This window comes from Dapis brunnea BLCC-M229, from assembly GCF_050015995.1.
Taxonomy (GTDB): domain Bacteria; phylum Cyanobacteriota; class Cyanobacteriia; order Cyanobacteriales; family Microcoleaceae; genus Trichodesmium.
This window is the reverse complement of sequence record NZ_JBNHEP010000062.1, coordinates 29369-52252: the sequence shown is the minus strand read 5'-3', so window position 1 is coordinate 52252 and position 22884 is coordinate 29369. Positions and strand designations below refer to the sequence as shown.

At 33.5% G+C, this 22884-nt stretch carries 12 protein-coding genes; 10 read left to right on the top strand and 2 right to left on the bottom strand.

The features are described 5' to 3' along the window. Positions 1-2: 2 nt before the first annotated feature. The 4 genes from ACP6PM_RS07250 to ACP6PM_RS07235 all read left to right on the top strand — a co-directional run bounded on the left by ACP6PM_RS07250 (position 3) and on the right by ACP6PM_RS07235 (position 3884). A complete protein-coding gene (locus ACP6PM_RS07250) occupies positions 3-1385 on the top strand; it encodes a hypothetical protein (RefSeq protein WP_426583204.1) in 1383 nt (460 codons plus the stop codon). Between the two features lie 18 nt (positions 1386-1403). After that, entirely contained in the window at positions 1404-3302 is a 1899-nt protein-coding gene (locus ACP6PM_RS07245) for a pentapeptide repeat-containing protein (RefSeq protein ID WP_426583202.1), read from the top strand. A 137-nt stretch (positions 3303-3439) separates the two neighbouring features. Continuing rightward, a complete protein-coding gene (locus tag ACP6PM_RS07240) occupies positions 3440-3580 on the top strand; it encodes a hypothetical protein (RefSeq protein WP_426583200.1) in 141 nt (46 codons plus the stop codon). 136 nt (positions 3581-3716) lie between these two features. Beyond that, positions 3717-3884, top strand: coding sequence for a hypothetical protein (locus ACP6PM_RS07235; protein WP_426583198.1), 168 nt, complete (start codon positions 3717-3719; stop codon positions 3882-3884). A 219-nt stretch (positions 3885-4103) separates the two neighbouring features. Here ACP6PM_RS07235 and ruvB read toward each other — a convergent pair whose 3' ends face one another. Beyond that, positions 4104-5258 carry a Holliday junction branch migration DNA helicase RuvB gene (gene ruvB, locus ACP6PM_RS07230; protein WP_426583196.1) on the bottom strand — a complete coding sequence of 385 codons (1155 nt, stop codon included), beginning with the start codon at positions 5256-5258 and terminating at the stop codon, positions 4104-4106. A 65-nt stretch (positions 5259-5323) separates the two neighbouring features. On the opposite strand from ruvB, the gene ACP6PM_RS07225 reads away from it, so the two are divergent. Continuing rightward, entirely contained in the window at positions 5324-5857 is a 534-nt protein-coding gene (locus ACP6PM_RS07225; RefSeq protein ID WP_426583194.1) for a hypothetical protein, read from the top strand. A gap of 238 nt (positions 5858-6095) precedes the next feature. Here the strand turns inward: ACP6PM_RS07225 and ACP6PM_RS07220 are convergent, their stop codons facing one another. Then, a complete protein-coding gene (locus tag ACP6PM_RS07220) occupies positions 6096-6473 on the bottom strand; it encodes an RNA-guided endonuclease TnpB family protein (RefSeq protein ID WP_426583192.1) in 378 nt (125 codons plus the stop codon). Positions 6474-7372: 899 nt separating this feature from the next. Here ACP6PM_RS07220 and ACP6PM_RS07215 point away from each other — a divergent pair. The 5 genes from ACP6PM_RS07215 (at position 7373) to ACP6PM_RS07195 (ending at position 22792) form a co-directional block, all read left to right on the top strand. Continuing rightward, a complete protein-coding gene (locus ACP6PM_RS07215) occupies positions 7373-8224 on the top strand; it encodes an ABC transporter permease (RefSeq protein ID WP_426583190.1) in 852 nt (283 codons plus the stop codon). A gap of 675 nt (positions 8225-8899) precedes the next feature. Continuing rightward, positions 8900-10315, top strand: a complete 1416-nt coding sequence (locus ACP6PM_RS07210; RefSeq protein WP_426583188.1) for an ABC transporter ATP-binding protein — start codon at positions 8900-8902, stop codon at positions 10313-10315. A gap of 626 nt (positions 10316-10941) precedes the next feature. Further along, entirely contained in the window at positions 10942-14073 is a 3132-nt protein-coding gene (locus ACP6PM_RS07205; RefSeq protein WP_426583186.1) for a methyltransferase, read from the top strand. A 20-nt stretch (positions 14074-14093) separates the two neighbouring features. Further along, a complete protein-coding gene (locus tag ACP6PM_RS07200; RefSeq protein WP_426583184.1) occupies positions 14094-21026 on the top strand; it encodes a glycosyltransferase in 6933 nt (2310 codons plus the stop codon). A gap of 629 nt (positions 21027-21655) precedes the next feature. Next, positions 21656-22792, top strand: coding sequence for a class I SAM-dependent methyltransferase (locus ACP6PM_RS07195; protein WP_426583182.1), 1137 nt, complete (start codon positions 21656-21658; stop codon positions 22790-22792). The last annotated feature ends 92 nt before the right edge of the window (positions 22793-22884 follow it).

Below are 22884 nucleotides of genomic sequence, written 5' to 3'. Positions count from 1 at the left end.
TTATGAATGAATTTAGCCCAGAAAATCAGAAGAAAATTTATCAACAAATAGAAAATAAGAAAGAATACCGCGAACAACTTGAAGAGAGATATAGAAATCAAGAAAACACAGCCTTTTTGGCTATTTGTTTACTTACAACATTTTTATTAATCTCTAGTATTTCTCAGTTTGCAATACTAGACTATGCTTTAGAAATTTTATTTGACTTAGATGATTCTGAGCAAATTTTTAATATTCCGATCGAAACTTTAATAAGCTTATTGGTAACAGCATTTTTACCTGTTGCTTGTATCGTAGATGAGTCTAGAACCAAACCTGAAAAGTTAAAGTTTTTAGGGTTTATACCTTCAATATGGTTTTTATTTTTAGCAGATATCTATCTAACATTTATAGCTATATTGGTAATTAGTAATAAAGAAATATTGCAAATAACTGATACGAAAGATATTTGGATACACGTGACATCTCTTGTCATAGCAGCAGTATTATCCATACTAGCCTCACGTGTGAGTCGAGCCATAGTTAAATTTTTCGAGGAATGGAAAAAAGCCAGAGATGACCAAAAAACAGTAAATATATATGGTGTTGACCCTAAACCTTTGTATAAAGATACAGAGCAAATAAAGTTAAGTGAAGAAAAGGAAGCAGCAAAGCAAGAGGCAAAAGAAGCTAGAGAAGAACTTAAGGAAGAAAAAGCTAGATATGAGGAGCAAATCACATCTCAAGAAACAAAGTACACTCAAAAAATACAAGGGCTTGAGGATAAGTTGATTAATTATAAAGAGTATTCAGATTCTATGTTTGAGTTAAAGAAAAATTTTAATCCAGTTAAAAAACTGATTGTAGATTTTGCCTCTCAAAGTAAAAATATTTTTGACAAATTATCTCGTTTGGATGAGTCAGTTAAAGAACTTAATTTTCCTCAACCTCCTCAAATAGATATCTCTTCAGAGAGTAACAATGAAGTGATTGAAAAGCCTACATATTACTGGGCAGATTATGATAAATCCGAGGAAAATTTACGACTACCATCAGAATTATCTCCTGTTGGATATCTGTTGCTTGAAGCAATACAAAAGGAACATTTGCCAAAACCTATTGTGAGAGAATATGCACCAAAGGAAGGTTTACCAAAGTGTCTAGTCCTAGATTTTGATGACTATAATGTTATTGTTTATTGCCGAGATGAAGAATTCAAAGGAGGAGAACAAAAATGGAATATTGACGATGAAACTAATTTCAAATCTAGGTTTAACCAGCATAATATGGAAGGAATACAAGGTTTAGTATTCACGGCAGAGGAAATTATGAATAATCCTTCAAAAATATCAGTACAGATAAAAGATGTTATTTCTAGTAAAGATGTTATTTCTAGTAAAGTCTAACTAAAGTTTTTGATAGCTATGAAGATTCGTTTTGAACTTAGAATTAAAGGTCAGGAAATTTCTGATCCAGAATCATTTGAAGTACCTTATTTATATGAAGGAAACCTTTGCAGTGTCATAGTTTACGGTAGTCTAAATAAACCTCAAATATTAGTAGAATCTTTAGCAGAGAAAAAGCAATTACCTTTAACTTCAAAATACTGGTTTTTTATCAGAATTTCTTGGTCAAAGGTAGATGGTTTTAAATTTTCTCAATATACTGACCCAAAAACTAGGATTTCTCTGAGTTCTAATAGTGAACCAAAAACTACTACTTCTCTTAGTTCGACTGGTGAACTGAGAGGAGGAGATAAAATAGAACTTGGTAATAACAATAACAATAATTTAGCTACGATAATATTTAAAGCTGAAGTTAATCAAGAGGATTTAGACACTATTGAGCCAACAATATTTCTTGAAAAGTGTAGTGAATTTGGAATTAGAGTAGTAGATACTAAGTTTTCAAATTTGGAAGCAGTAGTTGATGGATTTTCATGTGCTAATTGCTATTTATTTAATGTAGAGTTTTCTGAAGCTCAACTTCAAGGTGTAGATTTTTCTAATAGTTACCTTAAGCAAGTTAAATTTTTCAACTCTAATCTTAATCGTGCAAAGTTTAGTAATTCAAAGTTGACTGAAGTCGAGTTTTATCAATGTAATAATTTTACAAAAGCTACTTTTGATAAGTGTAGTAGCGCTTATGGTAAACAGAGAATAGAAAATAATGAAATAATAATTTTCAACAATTGTGATTTAACTGGTTCTAGCTTTAAAAATGCTCTACTTTGTAGCAAATTTGAAGACTGCAATTTATCTAAAACTGATTTTTCCTCAGCAAAGTTTTTAGCTTGTAGATTTTACGATTGTGAATTTTTAGAGACTATATTTTCTCATTCTGAATTTAAGTTTTTTAGAAAACAGGTAGATAAAAATAAGAAGCAAAATGATAATAATGATGAATTAATTAATTGTTATATAGGAGTTAAACCGGACTCTTCTAGTAAGGAAGAAAAAACTGATAATTCGACAATCAGGAAATGTAAGTTTGATGGTGCTTTAATGGATTTTGTTGAAATTAGTGAAAATACAAAAATTGAAGAAAGTAACTTTGAAGCCACAAGTTTACGCAAATCTAAACTTCGTAACTGTACATTTGTTGAAACTGATTTTAATGGCAAAGCTATGAAGTCAGCGGATCTTTCATTTGCTGATATTTCAGGTAGTAAATTTGAGGATTGCAATTTGAATGAGGTCAACTTATTTCGAGTAAAAATGATAAAAGCCACATTTTATAAAGAGTCTAAGCTAGTAAGAGCTAGCTTCTGCAATGCTAATTTAAGAGGTAGTAAATTCTTAGATAGTGATTTAACAGGAATTGATTTTAGATATGCAGATTTAACCCTATTAAATATAGATAAATGTATTCTTAACTGCGCCAATTTTTTTCAAACTCAAAGAGGTGGTATTAACTTAAATATTAGTAATGAACAAAATGAAAAAGAAAAACCACTAAAAACAAGTTGTACTATTTCTTGTATTGATTGGAGTCCTAAAAGGGATGGTGAAATACAAATTAGTAAAGAAGCTTTTTTAGATATAATTCAAGGAAAACAATCAGCCGTTGCTGTGATTACTAATCTGTCAAAAGAAGGAGCTAGTTATATATTCAATACTTACGCAAATGCCAACGCAAAAAGTGCTGAAAACTTAAATGATTCCTCAGTAAATACTCAAGGAGAAGTGAGTGATAGTTCATTTGATACAGGAAATATTGAAGCAGGTTCTAATGAAGAGGTAGAACAATATGAAGATAATAATCTAGAGAATAATGAAACTCCATCTAATGATTCATCTGATGAAGAGAATGAGGAAACTTAGTTCTTACTGGATTTCCATTTGAAATAAAAGTAGTAGTTAAAACAACCTAGTTATTAGAAACTATTTCAGGTTAAAAATTTTCTACTACTATTTGAAAAATGCTAGACTAATTTTATGTAAAAACAAGAGGCAAAACGATGAGTAAAAAAAATAATACATCTATGAAAGTCAGTGGTTTAATGAAAAATACTACTGCGAAAACTGGAAATATTCACACTCCTAAAGATTCACTTTCTGAGGAAAGTAATACATCTATAAATATGTCAGACATAGGATGATGGTAATTTAGAGACAGGAAATATTGACGAAAGACTTGAAAATTATCAATTAGAAGTAGAAATTCAGGAACTTAGAAAGGAAATTCAACGACTATTAGAACATCTTCCCCAAAATCCCATAACTGCAAATGAAGCTTTGGCAGAAACAGACATTCAACAGCAAATAAATGACAATCCAACTCTTAGAAAGCGACTAATCAGTGCTTTAGAAGCAGGAGGTATTCAGGCATTAAAAGCAATATTTAATAATCCTGCAATCTCTATTCCAGTAGAGATAATCAGGGGATTTTTGAAAGCACGATAATATCTTCAACAGATATTTGAAAATTTCAGACAAATTAAGCGATCGCTCATTTCCTAAAAGTTAAAACCGCTGTAGATTGAGAATAAATCTCATAACAAAAAATCCTATAGCGGTTAATAACTCTTTATCTATAACAAAACTAAGCTACAGCCTTTTGCGACTCAATAAACTACAAAAATAATAAATAGCCTATCTCCAAACAATAACTAAATAAAAATTTCACAACTTCAAACTCAATTGCTCATCCGGCGGACTAAAACCCAAATGCCTCCAACCTGCGGAAGTCACAACTCTCCCACGAGGAGTACGCTGCATAAACCCAATCTGCATCAAATATGGCTCATAAACCTCCTCAATAGTTTGAGCATCCTCCCCTGTCGCTGCCGCCATAGTCTCCAAACCAGCAGGTCCCCCATTATAATTCTCAATCATCGTCCTCAATAAATTACGGTCAGTCCAATCCAAACCTAGAGGATCAACATTAAACAACTCCAAAGCTTCACCTGCAACCTCAGCATTTATCGGAGTCAACTTTTTCACCTCCGAATAATCTCTCACTCGCCTAAGTAAACGATTAGCAATTCGAGGCGTACCCCGGGAACGACGGGCAACCTCCTCAGCACCATCCTCTGTAATATCCGTATTTAAAAGTTTTGCTGCTCGAATAATAATTAAACTCAATTCATCAACCTCATAAAACCGTAACCTCTGAATAATTCCGAAGCGATCGCGCAGAGGAGAAGTTAAAGAACCAACCCTAGTAGTTGCTCCTACTAAGGTAAAAGGTTTGAGAGGAATGCTCCTAGTCTTAGATGTTTTACCTTGACCGACCGTAATATCAAGTCGAAAATCTTCCATCGCCGGATAAAGTATTTCTTCTGTCATTTTAGAAAGGCGATGAATTTCATCTATAAACAAAACGTCTCCTTTTTGTAAACCTACTAGCAAACCAACTATATCTCTAGGTTTTTCAATAGCAGGTGCAGTAGTAATTTTACAATTAACCTCCATTTCTGCTGCCAATATTAGAGACATAGTAGTTTTACCCAATCCCGGAGGACCATACAAAAGTAAATGGTCTAGAGATTCCTTTCTAGATTTAGCCGCCGAAATCGCAATATTCAATACTTCTTTCAGGTCTTTCTGTCCGATATATTCATCTAACCTTTGAGGTCGGATTTTTTCTTCATTTTGATTACCCCCTTTTTCTTCAGTAGTCGCCTCTGCTGCTAATAAAGCTTCTAATTCCCCTGATTCAGATTGAGATTTTGATTTTTTGGTTTTATATGAAGTTTTTTTTTCGGAGGCTAAGAAAATGTTTTCATCTGGCCTTTCTGGTTGAGGAGATTGTTTTTTAGAAGAAATTATGGCCATAACTAGAAAATGATCGTTTATTTACTATTATACAGAGAGTCAATATTAATAATTGTCCCAAAATTATGAAATCCTTATTATCAGTACCAGAAAATATAACATTTGAAGAAGCGATCGCCCTGACTCAAGAAATCATGTCCGAGATAGAAACAGGCCAACTATCGGAAGATAAAATAGAATTATTAATTGGGGATTTAGTCAAGAGTAAAAATGGTGCTAGAGGATTTTTCGTTAGTTATCTTACAGACTCTAGACCTTTGGCAGATAATCCATCACCATCAATATTCAAAGCCTTAGAATCAGCTCCAGAAATAGTGGTAGAACTGTTGGTTAAAAATCTGGCCATGTGTTCGGCAATGGTAGTCCACCATCAAAGAAATCAAGATGAGGAGACAGCCAATGAATCGAAAAGAGTGCGATCGCGAACCACAAAACTAATAAAAAGTGTCAATATATCGAGCTTATTAGGTAATATTCAGGAATTATATCAAGCTACAACTACTGGCCAGGGAAATTACAAAGACTTTCTCAAACGTTGGGGTTATGATACTGAGCAATTAAAGGCAATTGAGCAATCCATAGAACCCTTACTGAACTAGAATAGTTGGACAATTGACATCTTCCCGACGCTGCCTCGTAAGAGGCAGCGTGGGATTTCCTAGCATTGCTAGTAGGGGCTTTCTGTTTCTTAGCACCCGCATAAACGAGATTTACTCCCTTCAGGTCTTACGGTCGCTCCACAGACAAGCCAGCGCAGTCTTGGGGGTCTCCCCCATAAGCGACTGGCGCTAACACTGCGAATCCCCCAGCCTTCTTGGTGGGCGTTCCCTCTCTTGGTCAGCATTCCCTCTTTTGGTGCGCATTCCCTTGCGTCTGACGCCGACGCGGGGTCGCACCGCTTGCGCCTGTCGGCGACGCGGGGTCTGACCGCTTGCGTCTTGCGCTGACGCGGGTTCCCATCCGCAAAATATTTATACTTGCATTAATGTCCCTGTCATGTTGACTGCCACATTCTGGGCAATCCCATTCTCTAATATTTAGAGGTAATTTTTCTACTACATGGCCACAATTAGAACAACGCTTAGAACTGGGGAAATATCTATCAATTTTTATTAGCTTCCGTCGATACCAGTCAGCTTTGTACTCTAATTGCCTGACTATTTCTCCCCAGTTAGCATCACTGATAGCTTTAGCTAACTTGTTATTCTTGACCATATTTTTCACAGCTAAATTCTCAACTACTATCCCCGGATTTCTCTTATTAGTCGAGTTGTCAGCTTATGAGTGTAGTCAAGTCTTGAATCTTTAATTTTGGCGTGTATCCTAGTGCAGAATGGCGGAAATAACTGACCAGTTACAAAACCCTAAAAGCCTTGCCAATCAATACTTTTGACTTCTGACTTCTGACTTCTGACTTCCGCGTAGCGGCACTAGCTACTTTAACCCGTGCTTTTTGATAATTATTTGAACCGTACGAAAAAAACTGTAGAAAATCGTGACAGCTTTTATCTTGATATTGGATTAACCAATATAGGCGCTCTCGGCACAGCTCACTATTTCCTCAGCAGTAAATGCTCCTGGGAATTTATTTCTAATAATTTAATAAATAATAGATAATGACCTCTGGTTAAAACCGTAATGGAATTGAATATAAGGAAATCTTTTTAATTGATAACGGATAGTGGATAATGAAAACCATCTCTAATTATCAATTATTGATTAATAAAAGCTATCTCTAAATTATCAATTGTCAATTATCCATTATCCATTATCCATTAGTAAAGAGAGACTTTAAACCGGATTGATTAATTATAAATTATCCATTGGTAAACATCTAATAGGAAAAAAGTGACATTTCTGAACAACAGTATGATTTTTGGTAATCATAATAAATTAAGTTAAATAGTACCACAAATAATCACCTGAAAACCTTGTCAGTAAAACTATTCATGCTAAGTTATCTTGTTTGTTAACTTTGAATTTTGAACTTTTGATTTTTGAGTTACTAATTTTTTCTTGCATAGTGGAGGGAAAGAGTACATTATATACATTTAACATCAAGCAACTTTGCTTGAGTGTGGTGTAGAGCAGAAAAACAGAAAATCAGTAGGACTATGAAAGGTATTGTCCGCAAAACTAGCAGGGTTAGTAGTTTGGTAACTGTAATAAATACTCATTGGTTAGTTAACCTAAACCTACTATTCACATTAGTACGAAGAGATTTGGAAGCTAAGTATAAAGGCTCAATTCTTGGCAATTTATGGCCACTACTTAATCAGCTATCTCAACTTTTAATTTATACCTACGTCTTCTCAATTATTCTTAAAGTTAAGCTTGACCTAAAAGGATTACCAGAAGATAGTAAGTTAACCTTTGGATTATGGCTATTTGCAGGATTAATACCTTGGTTAGCTTTTACTAATGGATTGACTCAAGCTTCTGGATGTGTCATTAGGCAGCCAAATTTGGTTAAAAAAGTAGTATTTCCCCTCGGTTTATTACCCTTAGTTCCGATTCTTTCAACATTTATAGAAAGTACATTTGGATTAGTAGCTTTAACAGGAATGGTTTGTATATCATCTGGGGTAATAAATCAAACATTATGGCTACTACCTTTAGTGTGTATACCTCAGCTTTTATTAACAGCAGGTTTAGGATATTTTACTGCTGGATTAACAGTATTTTTACGAGATATTCCACAGACTTTAGGAGTAATTATTAATCTTTGGTTTTATGTTACACCAATAGTATATCCGGCGTCAGTAATTCCAGAAAATTGGCGAGTTTGGGTATTTTGGTGTAATCCTTTAACAGCGATCGCTGAAGTATATCGTGACTTAGTATTAGTAGGAGAAATTAAACACTGGGGAGAATTAGGGATTGCTGCTTTAATGTCTGTACTAATATTTTATTTTGGCTTGTGGGTTTATCAAAAATTACGTCCTGCTTTTGCTGATGTTTTATAAGAAGGAAGAAGGCTTTAGTTATCTAGGAGAGAAGGAAAAAATATTCAAAAAAAACTTTAAAATTATGTATGTCACTAATCTGATTGCTCCCATACTTGACTTCTGACTACCACCAAAATATTACAACTTAACAATGATAGATCATCATCATAAAAAACTCTAATTTGTAGAAAAATATAAGCAATAGTTAAAACAGATAAATAAACAAAAGGAAGAAAAAAAGTAACCAATTAATATCCACCCCTTTCCAGGCGAAGTTTAAATGAATATTTATCAAGATTAAGAAAGACTACTTTTACAGTAACTTTTAATTATCCCTTGATTTTTCAATAACTTTTACCTCCTCCATTTTTAAATAGCTAATGGCCGAATACTTATGAAAAAAGATTAATTTTTGACAAATAGAAGATATAATAGATACTACTAATTGCCTTTTTATTTACTGTGGAATGTTGCGCAAATATAACTTTTAATTCTCCTTGGAGACTAATTGCTCCTTGGATGTGATAATAAGGAATGAGGATCAAATAATATCCACAGTTTTTAGCTAGAAGTATTAAACTGAAATACTTCTGTAAAGGAAATCTGGAAGTTAATAAATCCTCATTCGTAAGTCAACAAATCATAGCTGACAGCTAATAGCTGACTGCTGAAAGCTTACATATAAAATCCATAATGCCTGAAAATGTAATCTCACTACAAAATGTTTCTAAATGTTTTAAACGGTATCGACATCCTGTAGACCGTTTAAAAGAAATTTTACTCCCTGGAAAAAGTCGTGCTGATGAATTCTGGGCAGTACAAAATATAAATATGGAGATAGAAAGAGGACATACTTTAGGAATTGTGGGACGGAATGGTTCAGGAAAAAGTACCCTTTTACAAATAATTGTGGGAACTCTAACACCAACAATAGGAAAAGTAAAAGTTCAAGGGAGAATTTCTGCACTGCTGGAACTAGGTAGTGGATTTAATCCAGAATTTACAGGGAGACAAAACGTTTTTTTTAACGGTCAGTTATTAGGATTAAAAACATCAGAAATAGAAGCAAAATTTGACAAAATTGCTAGTTTTGCCGATATTGGTGATTTTATTGATCAACCTGTAAAAACTTATTCTAGTGGAATGTTTGTTAGGTTAGGATTTGCTGTAGCTACGAGTGTAGATCCAGATATTTTAGTGGTTGATGAAGCACTTTCAGTAGGAGATGAAGCATTTCAAAGAAAATGTTTTGCTCGTATTCAAGATATTCAAGAAAGAGGGGGAACAATTTTATTTGTCTCTCATGCTGCTTCTACAGTGGTTCAGCTTTGTGATTCAGCAATTTTGATGGATAATGGTGAAATGTTACTTTATAATGCTCCTAAATATGTGGTTTCTAAATATCAGAAATTAATCTACGCTTTCCCTGATAAAATTCACTCAATAAGAGAGGAAATTCGCCAAATTCCTAACTTAACCATTCAGGATTTATTTGATGATGAGGAGACAGATGAATCAACATCTAAATCACAACAAAATAGTGAAAATCAAAGTCAATATCGGATTGCAGAATCAACAGAATATGAAGAAATTTATGACCCAGAGATGATACCTTCAAATACTGTACATTATCCTAATAAGGGAGCAGAAATTATTGACCCCCATCTTATTACTTTGGATGGTAAAAGGGTAAATCATTTAATTAGTCGCCGGGAATATTACTATACATACAGAGTAAAGTTTATTAATTCCACATCTAAGGTTAGGTTTGGAATGTTGATAAAAACTCTGAGTGGTTTTGACTTGGGTGGAGCGTCTTTACATGGTTCTACTAAATCAGTAGAATATATTGCAGCACAACAAACAGTTATAGTTAAGTTTAAGTTCAAATGTTTACTAAATCCTGGTGTATATTTTTTAAATGCTGGAGTTGTAGGAATGGCAGAGGATCATCTGACGTATTTATCCCGTTGCATTGACATTGCTATGTTTAGAGTTCAACATTATAGTGATTCATGTGGTACAGGTGTAGTTGACTTTTTAATAGAACCTAACTTAAACATTAAAGATGGGACTCTTAATAAGCACGCAGAAATTGAATATATTTAGGGAGTAGGGAGCAGGGAAATTAGACACTGAAACTTTCCAGGTCTAGTTCAGAAATTGGATAATTTATTTTTTGGCAATTCCCTTAAAATCAGTAAGAAGTGAAAAAGGAAAGTTAGTTTAAAAGTATTTACTTATGATTTGTAATTAGATATTAGGAATTTTGAAAAGCAAAAGGAACAAAATTTTACTTCTCTTATACTAATCTGCTCAAATAATGTTACAAATAACTCATGGTATTTGAGATGCTTATAAACTTAATTTAGTATGGTAGGAAATTTAATATTTATCTACTTGAAGATTTAAGACTTGTAAGCAGTTTAGTTGTAAGCATTCAGATCTTAGTAGTCAGCTAGCCTCCTGGGGAGGAACTGCGTTAAAAGCAAATAATGAATAATTCCTTCTAAGGTTAAAGGAGCTGACTTTGGCAGTAACTTTTTATTCTCTCTCAATTTCTCAATTGCTTTGATATTCTCCTATCATTATATAGCTGATGACTGAATGCTTAGGTTGAGTTCACAAATTAATACAGTAACAATCTTTGTTTAAAATGGTATTACCTCTTAACTTTACTGCCTAGTTCTACCTATTTAATAAAAAACGAGAGAAGCAAATTAAAATCTAAAAATATGAATGCTGAAAAAATATATTTCAATAATAAGTTAACTATAGATACATTTATTCAAGACCAAACTATAAAACCTGAAAAAATTAATGTGAAAATTCATCCACAAGATGAAATGTATCTCTATGCTTTGAAAAATACAGACGGGAGGAAAGATGAAGCATTACTACGATATTTTTCTAATGGCAAAAGAATTTTGGATGCAGTTAAACAAATTGTAGAATGGTATTTTGATGGTTTTGAAAATATATCCTCTTTTCTAGATTTTGCTAGTGGTTATGGGCGTTTTAGTAGATTTTTGCTTCAGGAAATACCGATCGATAAAATATGGGTTTCGGATATTTATCCTGGAGCAGTAGAATTTCAAAAACAAGAGTTTAGTGTTGCAGGGATAGTTTCAACTAATGCTCCTGAAGATTATCAAATAAATCAAAAATTTGACTGTATTTTTGCCTGTTCTTTTTTTAGTCACACTCCCCAAAAAACTTTTACTGGTTGGTTAGAAAAGTTATATAGTTGCTTGACTGAAAACGGCATATTAATCTTCAGTACCCATGATTTATCTTTAATGACTATAGAGACAGATGTAGAAGCAGAAGAAATTTATTTTACTCCAGAAAGTGAAAGTCTTTTTCTCAAAACTGAAGATTATGGAGTTACTTATGTAGGGGAGAAATGGGTAGGTAAAGTTATTCAAAAAGTGACTCAGGGAAAGGGAAAATGGCATCGAATTAAAAGAGGTATTTGTGGATATCATGACTTATATATTGTCTGGAATAATTTGGAAGTCAGAAGGAAGAAGTCAGAAGGAATAAGGAAGAAGGAAGAAGTTATAAAGGAAAATATCTTTATAAATTCAGAAGTTGCAGTTAAGAAGTCAGAAGGAATAAGGAAGAAGGAAGAAGTTATAAAGGAAGATATCTTTATAAATTCAGAAGTTGCAGTTAAGAAGTCAGAAGTTGGAAAGAAAGATGTCTTTATAAATTCAGAAGTTATAAATGAAGGAGTTGCAGAACAAATAGATGAGTGCTTAAACTTTCATTGTCATCCTGATGGAGGTTGTAAACAAATTAAAATGACAGCTACAGGAGATATTTATTTAGAGGGATGGGCAGCAGATATTAATCCAGAAGAAAAGGTAGAAAAAATATCAGTTTTAGCAAATGGAAAGGAAGTCGGAAGCTGTTGCCCAAAGCATGAAAGTCAAAGTCAAAGGTATCAATGGTCATGTACTATTAATAGTCAAAATTTATCAGCAGATGACATTATACTGGTGAAAATTATTAATAACTTTAACTTAGAACGAGTAGTTAATATTTCTATCGTTAATAACATTGCATTACTACCACCAAGTCATCTGTTACTAAGAATTAGTGGAAACCCTAGTGCAAAGGCTTTTATTAGTTCGTTTGATGACCTTAGATATACAGTAAAAAATTATCTCCAAACAGCAGGATTTAATTTTAATCAATTTGATAAAATACTGGATTTTGGCTGTGGAGTAGGACGCTATTTAATGGCATTTGAACCTGAACTTTTGCCTAATCAAAAACTATTTGGTTGTGACGTTTTTGCCGAATGTGCTGAATGGTGTCAAGAAAATATTAAATTTGCCACAGTCAAACATAACGATATTCAACCACCATTACCTTTTGAAAATAATCAGTTTGACTTAATTAATGCTATTTCAGTATTCACTCATCTAAGTTTAGATTTACAGCATCTTTGGGCGTGGGATATTTATCGAGTTTTGCGACCAGGCGGAATATTATTTATGACTCTTCACGGACCTCAATTTTTCCCGATAGTTTATGATATTTTTCGTACTGGTAATGCTCATAAAGCAGAAATGTATAGTATTGGTGAAGAGGGATTATTTTTATATCTTGACCATCAAGGAGAAACAGACGGTCAAGGTCAACATACTATTGCAGCAGTTCATACACCTACAGCTTATCAGGAAATATTTTCTATGTTTAAACACATTAAAAGATTTCCTCAAAGTAATTTGGCAAATGGGCAAGACTTATATATTTTACAAAAGCCTATTTCTGGCAGTTTAGTTGCTCAACCTCTCAGTATAAATTCAGAATTGAGAATTCAGAATTCAGAAGTTAAGAATTTTGGTAAGGAAGAGGAAGTTGCAACTGTTAAGGAAGAAATAATAGAAAAAAAGATAGAAGTAGAAAAAATTCCTATATCTGATAATCAAGAAACTAAAAATTTGTCGGAAAAAATATTGTCTGAGACTCAGAGCAACAAGGAAGTAACTACAGAAGTTGATGAACTACTTTTATCTGATAATGGAGAAACTGAAAATTTACCACATGAAATATTATCTGAAGCTCAGAGCAGCAAGCAAGTAACAACAGAAGTTGATGAACTACCTTTATCTGATAATCAAGAAACTGAAAATTTGCCACAGAAAATATTGTCTGATAGTGAAACAAAGAAGCAAGTAACAACAGAAGTTGAGAAATTACCTTTATCTGATAATCAAGAGAAAATATTGTCTGATAGTGAAATAAAGAGGCAAGTAACAACAGAAGTTGAGAAATTACCTTTATCTGATAATCAAGAAACTGAAAATTTACCACAGAAAATATTGTTTGATAGTGAAACAAAGAGGCAAGTAACAACAGAAGTTGATGAACTACCTTTATCTGATAATCAAGAAACTGAAAATTTGCCACAGAAAATATTGTCTGAGACTCACAGCAACAAGCAAGTAATAACAGAAGTGGCAAAAATACCTTTATCTAATGATGGAAAAACTGAAAATTTACCAGAAAAAATATTCTCTGATAGTCATCAGTATCAGACTGAGATAAAATTTCAAATAGAAGGTCAAAAAAAGTTTCGAGTTTATCCACAAATAGAACCTATAGGTACTTATTCTATTGCCTGTGAAATTGAGATTATTAATAGCAAAAATGGAGAAATTTTAGTACAAAAAACTATTCCACTAAACAATAAAAATATATTTGGTAAAACTAACTATGGAGCCATTGAAATAGAAATTCCAGAATATTCAGGGGAAGTAATGGTCAGATTAAAAACTCTAATTACTGACAGAATTACTTTGCCACCAGAGCAGGAAGTATTAGTATCTTGGAATTTTGCAAATTTTGCTTAAAAAATTGGAGAATAAGTCAGATGAAATCAAAAGTTTTTATGATTACAGGGATGCACCGTTCCGGAACCTCATTAACTGCTTCTTTATTTCAGAGTGTAGGAGTAAATATTGGGGAAAAATTAGTCGGACCAGAATATGGAAATATTAGGGGACATTTTGAAGATATAGAGTTTGTAGAACTCCATAAAGGAATATTGTGCTCGCAAGGTATCGACGACTTAGGTGGCAACGTAGAAATCAAAGAAATTCCAGTTAAAAAACAATATTTAAAAGCAGCGAAAAGACTAATAAAAAATCGTCAAGAAGAAAACGAGAAAAAAAGTAAAAGCTGGGGATGGAAAGACCCTAGAACAACATTATTTTTAAACTTTTGGTTAGACTTATTGCCCGATGCTAAGTTTATTTTTGTTTATCGTTCCCCTTGGGAAGTAGTAGATTCTATTTATCGGCGCGGTACCGATGAAAAGTTATTACAGCAACCAGAAATAGCTGTGAAAATGTGGTTGGATTATAATCAGAGAATTTTAGATTTTTATGAACAATTTTCAGCACAATGTTTAATAGGCAAAGTTGATAGTATTGGCAAAAATCCGGAAAGCTTTATCCAGGCGGTTAACGAAAAATTTGAAATAGATTTAGCAGCGCCTCCTCCTGGAAATTTTGCTGAGTCTTTATTAGTAAAAGATATTAGTGAAACTACTAAACCTAGTTTGATAGAAAAATATTTCCCACAAACATTAGAGGTTTATCAGCAACTAGAAAAAATTGGTATAGGTGGAAGTAAAGAATTCAAAAGTCAAAAGCAAGTGCGTAATTCTGAGGTTTCCTCAGAATCTAAGACGCATTCAAGACAGTCAAAAATCAAAAGTGAACTAGAATTATGGGAATTTCGGGATTGGTTAAATATTCGAGGTTTAGAAAAACAAATTAATAGTTTAGAAACAGATGTAGAAAGATGGCAAGAAATATTTCGAGAAGCAAAACAGAAAGTAGGAAATTTAGAGACAGAATTAGGTGAAACTCAGCAAGAACTTGATATTAGATTGGTCAAGCTCCAACAGTCTAGTCAAAAGCTAGAATTACTAGAAGTAGAATTAGGTAAAACTCAAGTTCAACTTGAAGGTAAAGAAACAAATTTACAAGCATCTCAAACTAAAGTAGTAAAATTAGAAAGAAAACTAGGGCAGACTGAATCTCAACTGGAAAACAATCAAACAAAATTAGAAGAATCTCAACAGAAAATTATTAGATTAGAAATAGATTTAGGGCAAGCTCAGGCACAACTTGATAATTCAAAAACTAGGTTTCAAGAAGCATTAGTTAAAATATTGAGTTTAGAAACGGAGTTAGGAAAAACTCAAGTTCAGCTAGAAGGTACTCAGATTAAATTAACTGAGTCTCAGAAAAAATTATTAGGAGTAGAAACGGAATTCGGGCAGATTAAAGTTCAACTTGAGGGGAATAAGGTTAAGTTACAAGAGTCTCAGGAAAAAATTGGCATATTAGAGACAGAATTAGGTCAGACTCAAATACAACTCAATGGTAATATCCTGAAATTACAGGAGTCTCAAACTCAAATTAAACGTTTAGAAACCGAATTAGGAAAAACTCAACAAAAGTTAGATGGTACTCAGGTAAAACTACAAGAATCTCAAGCTCAAATTCAACTGTTAGAAACCGAATTAGGAAAAACTCAACAAAAGTTAGATGGTACTCAGGTAAAACTACAAGAATCTCAAGCTCAAATTCAACTTTTAGAAACCGAATTAGGAAATGCTCAACAAAAATTAGATGGTACTCAGGTAAAACTACAAGAATCTCAAGCTCAAATTCAACTTTTAGAAACTGAACTAGGAAAAACCCAAACCAGTCTAGCCCAAACCCAAACTACTCTTGAGGAAACCAAAGTTGAATTAAACGCTCAAAACTATGAAACAGAAACACTTAGGGTAGAAGTTTCTGCCATGAAATCTTCCAAATTCTGGAAACTGCGAGAAAAGTGGTTTACTCTCAAAAGTCAACTTCAGAAGTTACGACCGCACTTCCTTTTTTCTATCGACTCTCCTATTAACTGGCAAATTTCTAACTCGGAAATAGAAATAGTAGGTTGGTGTTTCCACAATACTTTCAATATCCAAAATATTCGTGCCAAAGTAGGAACAGAAATTTTTCTTGGTAACTATGGCATCTCCCGACCAGATGTTATCCAAAAATATAATGATATTTCTACTGCTTTTAGCTCTGGATTTGAAATATTTGTACAACTCTCTCCAGGAAATTATGAATTAATACTCGAAGCAGAGAATAAAAAAGGAGAATGGCAGAAATTCGCAAGTTATCCTATATCAGTATCTAACGTCGAAGCAAATTTTGATGCTCCGGCAAAGTGGCAATTGCGGGAAGGAGAAATTTTATTTGCCGGTTGGTGTTGCCATCCAGAACAGAAAATTACTAAATTAGTTCTCAAATATGGGGAGGTTTCTATAGAGTGTGCCTATGGTTTGCGTCGGAAGGATGTGGGAGAAGTTTTCCCAGATTGGGTGGGAAGTCAGCATAGTGGATTTGAAGTAACTGTGGAAGTTCCATCTGGAAAATGGGAGATTAGTTTGGAGGCGTATTTGGAAAGTGGGGAAGTAGTAGGTTTTTATTGCTCGGAAATTTTGGAACTAAGACGTTATGGTTTTTCGGAAAAAGCTAAGGATAAATTTCAGGGGTTATCTAAATTTGCTCAAGCTATTTGGAAACGGACTGCCGAAAGACAACAAAGGTTAGGTCGCATCTTACCTCTACCCTCAGAATTACCCAATATTGCCAGACAAATATTAACAATATATAGACAGCAACAAAAACAAGGGGGAGAATTATTACTTCCTCCTGGATTTGTCCTGCCAGAAACTATAGATGTTTATGATGCTTGGTTGGCAGTAAATAAGTGGGGCGATCGCTCTCGTCAATATTTGGTATCCCGTTTGGAAGGTTGTCGGACTCCTTTACCGAAAATTTCTGTGGTTATGCCAGTTTATAATCCTCCGGTGGAATTTTTACGCAAGGGAATAGCCAGTGTACAAAACCAAGTATACCAAAATTGGGAATTTTGCATAGCGGATGACTGTAGTAGTAATCCAGATATTCGGGAAATTCTGACGGAAGTAGCTAAGACTGACTCCCGGATTAAACTGACTTTCCGTTCGGAGAATGGCAATATTAGTGCTGCGACTAATTCTGCTGCCGAACTTGCCACGGGAGATTTTATTCTGTTTTTGGATAATGATGATGAACTTACTCCGGATGCTTTAGGAGAAGTTGCTCTATATATAAGTCAAAATCCAGAAACAGATTTTCTTTATTCGGACGACGATAAAATTAGTACGGAAGGCAAAAGGTTCGACCCTCAATTTAAACCGGAATATTCTCCAGAATTATTACTTTCCTATATGTATATGGGTCATTTGTGCGTGGTGAGAAAGGAAATTTTTGACAAAATAGGAGGTTTAAGAGTTGGTTTTGAAGGCTCTCAAGATTATGATTTTGCTTTAAGAGCAACGGAAATTTCTCGTCATGTCGGACATCTACCTTTAGTGTTATATCATTGGCGAACTTCTCCTGGTTCGACTGCTATTTCTGGAGGGGAAAAACCGAAAAGTTTTCTAGCAGGTGAAAAAGCAGTTCAAGAAAGTTTAAACCGTCGAGGAATAGTAGGAAATATTTATCATCCAGATTGGGCAATGCGGGAAAGGTTAGGAATTTTTAAACCAACTTTTCCCGATCAAGGTGACTCAGTAACTATTATTATTCCAACTAAAAATCAAGCTAAGTTATTGAAAGCTTGCATTGAGTCTCTGCGAAAGACGACTTATCAGAATTATCAAGTTTTTGTGATTGATAATGAAAGTGATGAGTCTGAAACTTTAGAGTATTTGGCAAGCTTGAAAGATTTATATTTTGGGGAAGCAAATATATCAGTTATCCCTATTGCCAATACTGATGGAAAATTTAATTTTGCTGCTATAAACAACCGCGCTGTCGAGCTAATTTCAAAAAATGCAAAAACTGAATATATTCTCTTTCTAAATAATGACACGGAAATTATTTCTCCTAACTGGTTAAGTCAGATGATGGGTTATGCAAAAATTCCTGGAGTCGGAGCAGTCGGAGCTAAATTAATTTATCCCGATCAAAGGATTCAACACGCCGGCGTAATTCATGGTTTACATCATGGTTTGGCAGGTCATGCTTTTAAATTATTACATAGTGAAAATAGAGGTTATCTTTCTCAAGCTTCGGTATCAAGAAATTATTCGGCAGTAACGGCAGCTTGTATGTTAACTTCCCGGAAATTATTTTTAGATAATGGTGGATTTGATGAGGAAAATTTTGCCGTTGCTTATAATGATGCAGATTATGGTTATCGACTTTTAGTTCGGCGTTTTAATAATAGTTATCGTTCGGTTTATTGTCCGGATGCTGAGTTAATTCATAAGGAAGGAACGAGTCGCGGTTATTCTGATAATCCTCAAGAAGAGGCAAATTATCGTCGGAAATATTCTCGGATGATAGATGGATTTTATAGTCCTCATTTTTCTCTGGAAAGTGAGTTGTTTGAAATTCAACCGAGAAGATTTTTTATGAAGGAGACAGGAGACAGGAGACAGGAGACAGGAGGGAAGAAGGAGTCAGAAGTTTTTCAGAAGTCAGGAAGTCTTCAGGAGACAGGAGACAGGAGACAGGAGACAGGAGGGAAGAAGGAGTCAGGAGTTTTTCAGAAGTCAGGAAGTCTTCACGAGTCAGGAGTCAGAAGTCAGAAGTTAGAAAGTTTTGATAAAGACTCAGAAGTAAATGTTCAGGCAAAAGTCGATGATTCTCAGAAAGATTCGGAATTAAATCCTCAAACTCTACAGACAAATTCTTTCAATGAAGCAGAATTAAATGCTCAGGCAAAAGTCGATGATTCTCAGAAAGATTCGGAATTAAATCCTCAAACTCTACAGACAAATTCTTTCAATGAAGCAGAAATAAATGTTCAGGCAAAATTTGATAATTCTGAGAAAGAATCAGAGCAAGAGTCGGAAATAAATCCTCAGACTCTAGAGACAAATTCTCTGAATGAATCAGAATTAAATGCTCAGGCAAAAGTCGATAATTCTCAGAAAGACTCAGAATTAAATCCTCAAACTCTAGAGGCAAATTCTCTAAATGAATCAAAAATAAATACTCAGGTAAAAGTCGATAATTCTCAGAAAGAGTCAGAATTAAATCCTCAGACTTTAGAGGCAAATTCTTTCAATGAATCAGAATTAAATGTTCAGGCAAAAGTTGATAATTCTCGGCAAGAGTCAGAATTAAATCCTCAAACTCCAGAGGCAAATTTTTCAAAAGAAGGAAGAAGTCGGAAGTTGGAAGGAAAGAGTAAAAAGTTCAATGCTTTTGAGAAAGGAGTCAAAATAAATAGTCAAACAAAATCAGAAATAAATCCTCAAACTCTAGAGGCAAATTCTCTGAATGAATCAGAATTAAATGCTCAGGCAAAAGTTGATAATTCTCGGCAAGAGTCGGAAATAAATCCTCAGACTCTAGAGGCAAATTCTCTGAATGAATCAGAATTAAATGCTCAGGCAAAAGTTGATAATCCCAATAAAGAATCAGAATTAAATACTCAGATATCAGAAATAGATACTCACGCAATTGACTCCCTGTTCCCTGTTCCCTATTCCCTGTTCCCTTCTAATGCTTTTCCTAGAATTAAATTATTGATGTGTAGTAATTCTTTAGACCTAACTGGCGCCCCACTTCATCAATTAGAAATCGCCCTAAAGTTAGCAAAAGATGGAATTGTCAAACCAATAATATTTTCTGTAAATGATGGGGAGTTGAGAGAAATTTATCAACAACAAAATATTCAAGTTATTGTTAAAGATAATCCCCTAGAACATATCTATCAAAGAGATGCTTATAATGCCGCTTTAACCACCTTTGCTCAAGAAATAAAATCTCTAAATATTGATGTAATGTATATCAATACTTTAGAAAACTTTTTTATGGTAGACGTCGCTCAAATGTTAAACATTCCCAGTGTCTGGAATGTGCATGAAAGTCAACCTTGGCAAACTTATTTTAATCGTTTTGGAAACGAGATAGCTGCCAGAGCATTAGAATGTTTCCGTTATCCTTATCGCATAATTTTTGTTTCCGATGCTACTCGAAATAAATATCTCCCTTTAAATAGTCATCACAATTTTACCGTCGTTCATAATGGATTAGATTTAGAACTATTAAAAAAAGCTAGTGCTAAATGGTCTAGACAAGAAGCAAGGTCAGCTTTGGAAGTAAAAAAAGACGAAATAGCCATTCTATTATTAGGTACTGTCTGCGAAAGAAAAGGTCAACACGACTTAGTAAAATCTCTATCATTTATCCCAGAAAAAGAAAGAGAGAAAATCAAATGTTTTTTGGTAGGCGATCGCCCAAATCTTTACAGTTTAAAGTTACATGAACTTGTCAAAAATTTACCAGAAGAAATTCAGCAAAGAGTAGAAATAGTAGGAGAAACTTCAGAAACAGCAAAATATTATCAAGCAGCAGATATATTTGTTTGTACTTCTCGCATCGAAAGTTTTCCCAGAGTAATATTAGAAGCAATGGCTTATAATTTACCTATAGTTACTACTCCAGTTTTTGGCATAGTTGAACAAGTAAAACCAAATATTAACGGTTTATTCTATGCTCCTGACAACCCAGAAGAATTAGCAAATGTTTTGATGTCTTTATTAATAGATGAAGAATTACGTCAGCGACTTGCTGGTAATGCTAAATATGTACTGGAGTCATTAAATACCTTTGCAGAAATGACTGAAACTTATGGTCAGATATTTCAAGAAGCTTACTTTTCTTTAGATAAATTAGCAGACACTGATTATGTCACAGATATACGAATTAAAAGGAAAAAGAATACTTGATAGACTATCTAATTTATGACATTGAATTAATCTTTGTAGAATTGCTAAAATTCAAGAAATAAATTTCATAATTAGTAACGCTCACTGATAAATGTCTTTATTTTTTCAATAGTGCAGGTAATTGATATACTATACTAGAAATTATGGTAGAAGTGCCAGAAATAAATGAAGCATTTTTACTTGCTAATCAAGCTAATTTAACTAGGGAATAATTTGAAAATTTAGAGGCTATAAAAATCTATATACATGAAAAAAAAATGCCATAAAGATAGTTAAGAATCAAGCAATTCAGGAAGGTAATTTCAGTTATCAGTTATCAGTTATCAGTACCGACCACTAAAGTATTGGGATTCAAATACTGAATTGAACATTTTTTTCATCCCCTTAAAAGAGGAGACTTTAGACATTATTTTTTGGTAAACAAATAGGTATTCAAGAAACTAAAATCGAAATTGCTAAAAGATTACTGGAATTTTTAGATACAGAAACAGTGAGTCAAAATACAAGTCTGAGTTTAGAAGAAGTTCAACGTTTGAGAGACCAATCAAAGCACACACAGATTATGGCACGAATATCACTGATTAATTATTGCCTTTAGCGCTACAGGTCATACTTTATCAAAATAGAAAATGTTTAATCTAGATTTTCCTAAAGGTACAGAAATAGATTACCTAACCAAATTTTCTGGTTGGTATATTCCTGAAAATAACCGGAATGTAAAACTAACTTTGAATCTAAATTCTCAACCTTATGCTTCCCTTTTACATGGTGGATATAGACCGGATGTAGCTGCTGCTTTCCCAGAGAAAAAATATGCTAGTCATAGTGGTTTTTGGGGTGAAGTTTTACTGCCAGAGAATATTAAACCAGACACAAATATAAAAATAGAAATATTTATTGATGGAGACGAAAAAACATTATTATTTCAAAATCAATTCAAAGTTATTGGTCAACCCCCTAAACTTCCCACAAGACAGAAAAATTTTAACCTAGAAAAAATCTCTATCTGCCCAGAATGTGGTCAAAAAGCTAAACCTTGTAATGCAGAAAATTGTCATGTATGGATTAGGGGAAATACTCCTTATATTTTACAACTAGGAGAATTACCATTTATTAAACTGACAGAAACAGAAACAACTCATCCTTATTCAGAAGAAATTTTAAAAGTATTAAATCAAATTGGGGAAAATGGAATAGTTTTAGATTTTGGTGCAGGTAATACTCAAAAAGAATATCTCAAGCCAAATATTTGTTATTTAGATGTGCAGCAATATCAATATACAGATATAGTTTGTTCAACATTAAAATTACCATTTATTGATAATTGCTTTGATGGGATAATTAGTCATGCTGTTTTTGAACATTTACCAAATCCATTTATAACTGCCAAAGAACTTTATCGGATTTTAAAACCAGGTGGTTTAATCTTTATTGATACTGCTTTTTTACAACCACTTCATGCTGACCCTAGTCATTATTTTAATATGACAGTTCATGGTTTACGGCAAATTTTGTCAGACTTTGAAGAAATTAATAGTGGTATTTTTCCTCATCACTATCCATCTTATAGTATGATGATGTTAATTCAAACTATTTGGCCTTATATTCAACAAAAAGAATGGCAAGACCGTTTAGAAGATTGGCACGCTTTTTTAGTACAAGAGGGCGATAATTTAGATATAGCATTAGGACAAAAAGGCAGGGAAATTTTGGCAGCAGGAGTATTTTTTGAAGGAAAGAAAACAATGAAAAATAATACTTATTGACCAAATAAGGGCTGAAAAATTCAGAGACAGTTATACCAAATCCGGTTATCAAAAGTCCGTTTTTAAAATTCCTCTCTAACCCTTCAGCATAA

Coding starts and splice junctions, on each gene's coding strand:
- ACP6PM_RS07245 (WP_426583202.1), top strand. CDS start 1,404: ATGAAGATTCGTTTTGAACTTAGAATTAAAGGTCAGGAAATTTCTGAT.
- ACP6PM_RS07205 (WP_426583186.1), top strand. CDS start 10,942: ATGAATGCTGAAAAAATATATTTCAATAATAAGTTAACTATAGATACA.
- ACP6PM_RS07240 (WP_426583200.1), top strand. CDS start 3,440: ATGAGTAAAAAAAATAATACATCTATGAAAGTCAGTGGTTTAATGAAA.
- ACP6PM_RS07250 (WP_426583204.1), top strand. CDS start 3: ATGAATGAATTTAGCCCAGAAAATCAGAAGAAAATTTATCAACAAATA.
- ACP6PM_RS07210 (WP_426583188.1), top strand. CDS start 8,900: ATGCCTGAAAATGTAATCTCACTACAAAATGTTTCTAAATGTTTTAAA.
- ACP6PM_RS07195 (WP_426583182.1), top strand. CDS start 21,656: ATGTTTAATCTAGATTTTCCTAAAGGTACAGAAATAGATTACCTAACC.
- ACP6PM_RS07225 (WP_426583194.1), top strand. CDS start 5,324: ATGAAATCCTTATTATCAGTACCAGAAAATATAACATTTGAAGAAGCG.
- ruvB (WP_426583196.1), bottom strand. CDS start 5,258: ATGGCCATAATTTCTTCTAAAAAACAATCTCCTCAACCAGAAAGGCCA.
- ACP6PM_RS07215 (WP_426583190.1), top strand. CDS start 7,373: ATGAAAGGTATTGTCCGCAAAACTAGCAGGGTTAGTAGTTTGGTAACT.
- ACP6PM_RS07220 (WP_426583192.1), bottom strand. CDS start 6,473: ATGGTCAAGAATAACAAGTTAGCTAAAGCTATCAGTGATGCTAACTGG.
- ACP6PM_RS07200 (WP_426583184.1), top strand. CDS start 14,094: ATGAAATCAAAAGTTTTTATGATTACAGGGATGCACCGTTCCGGAACC.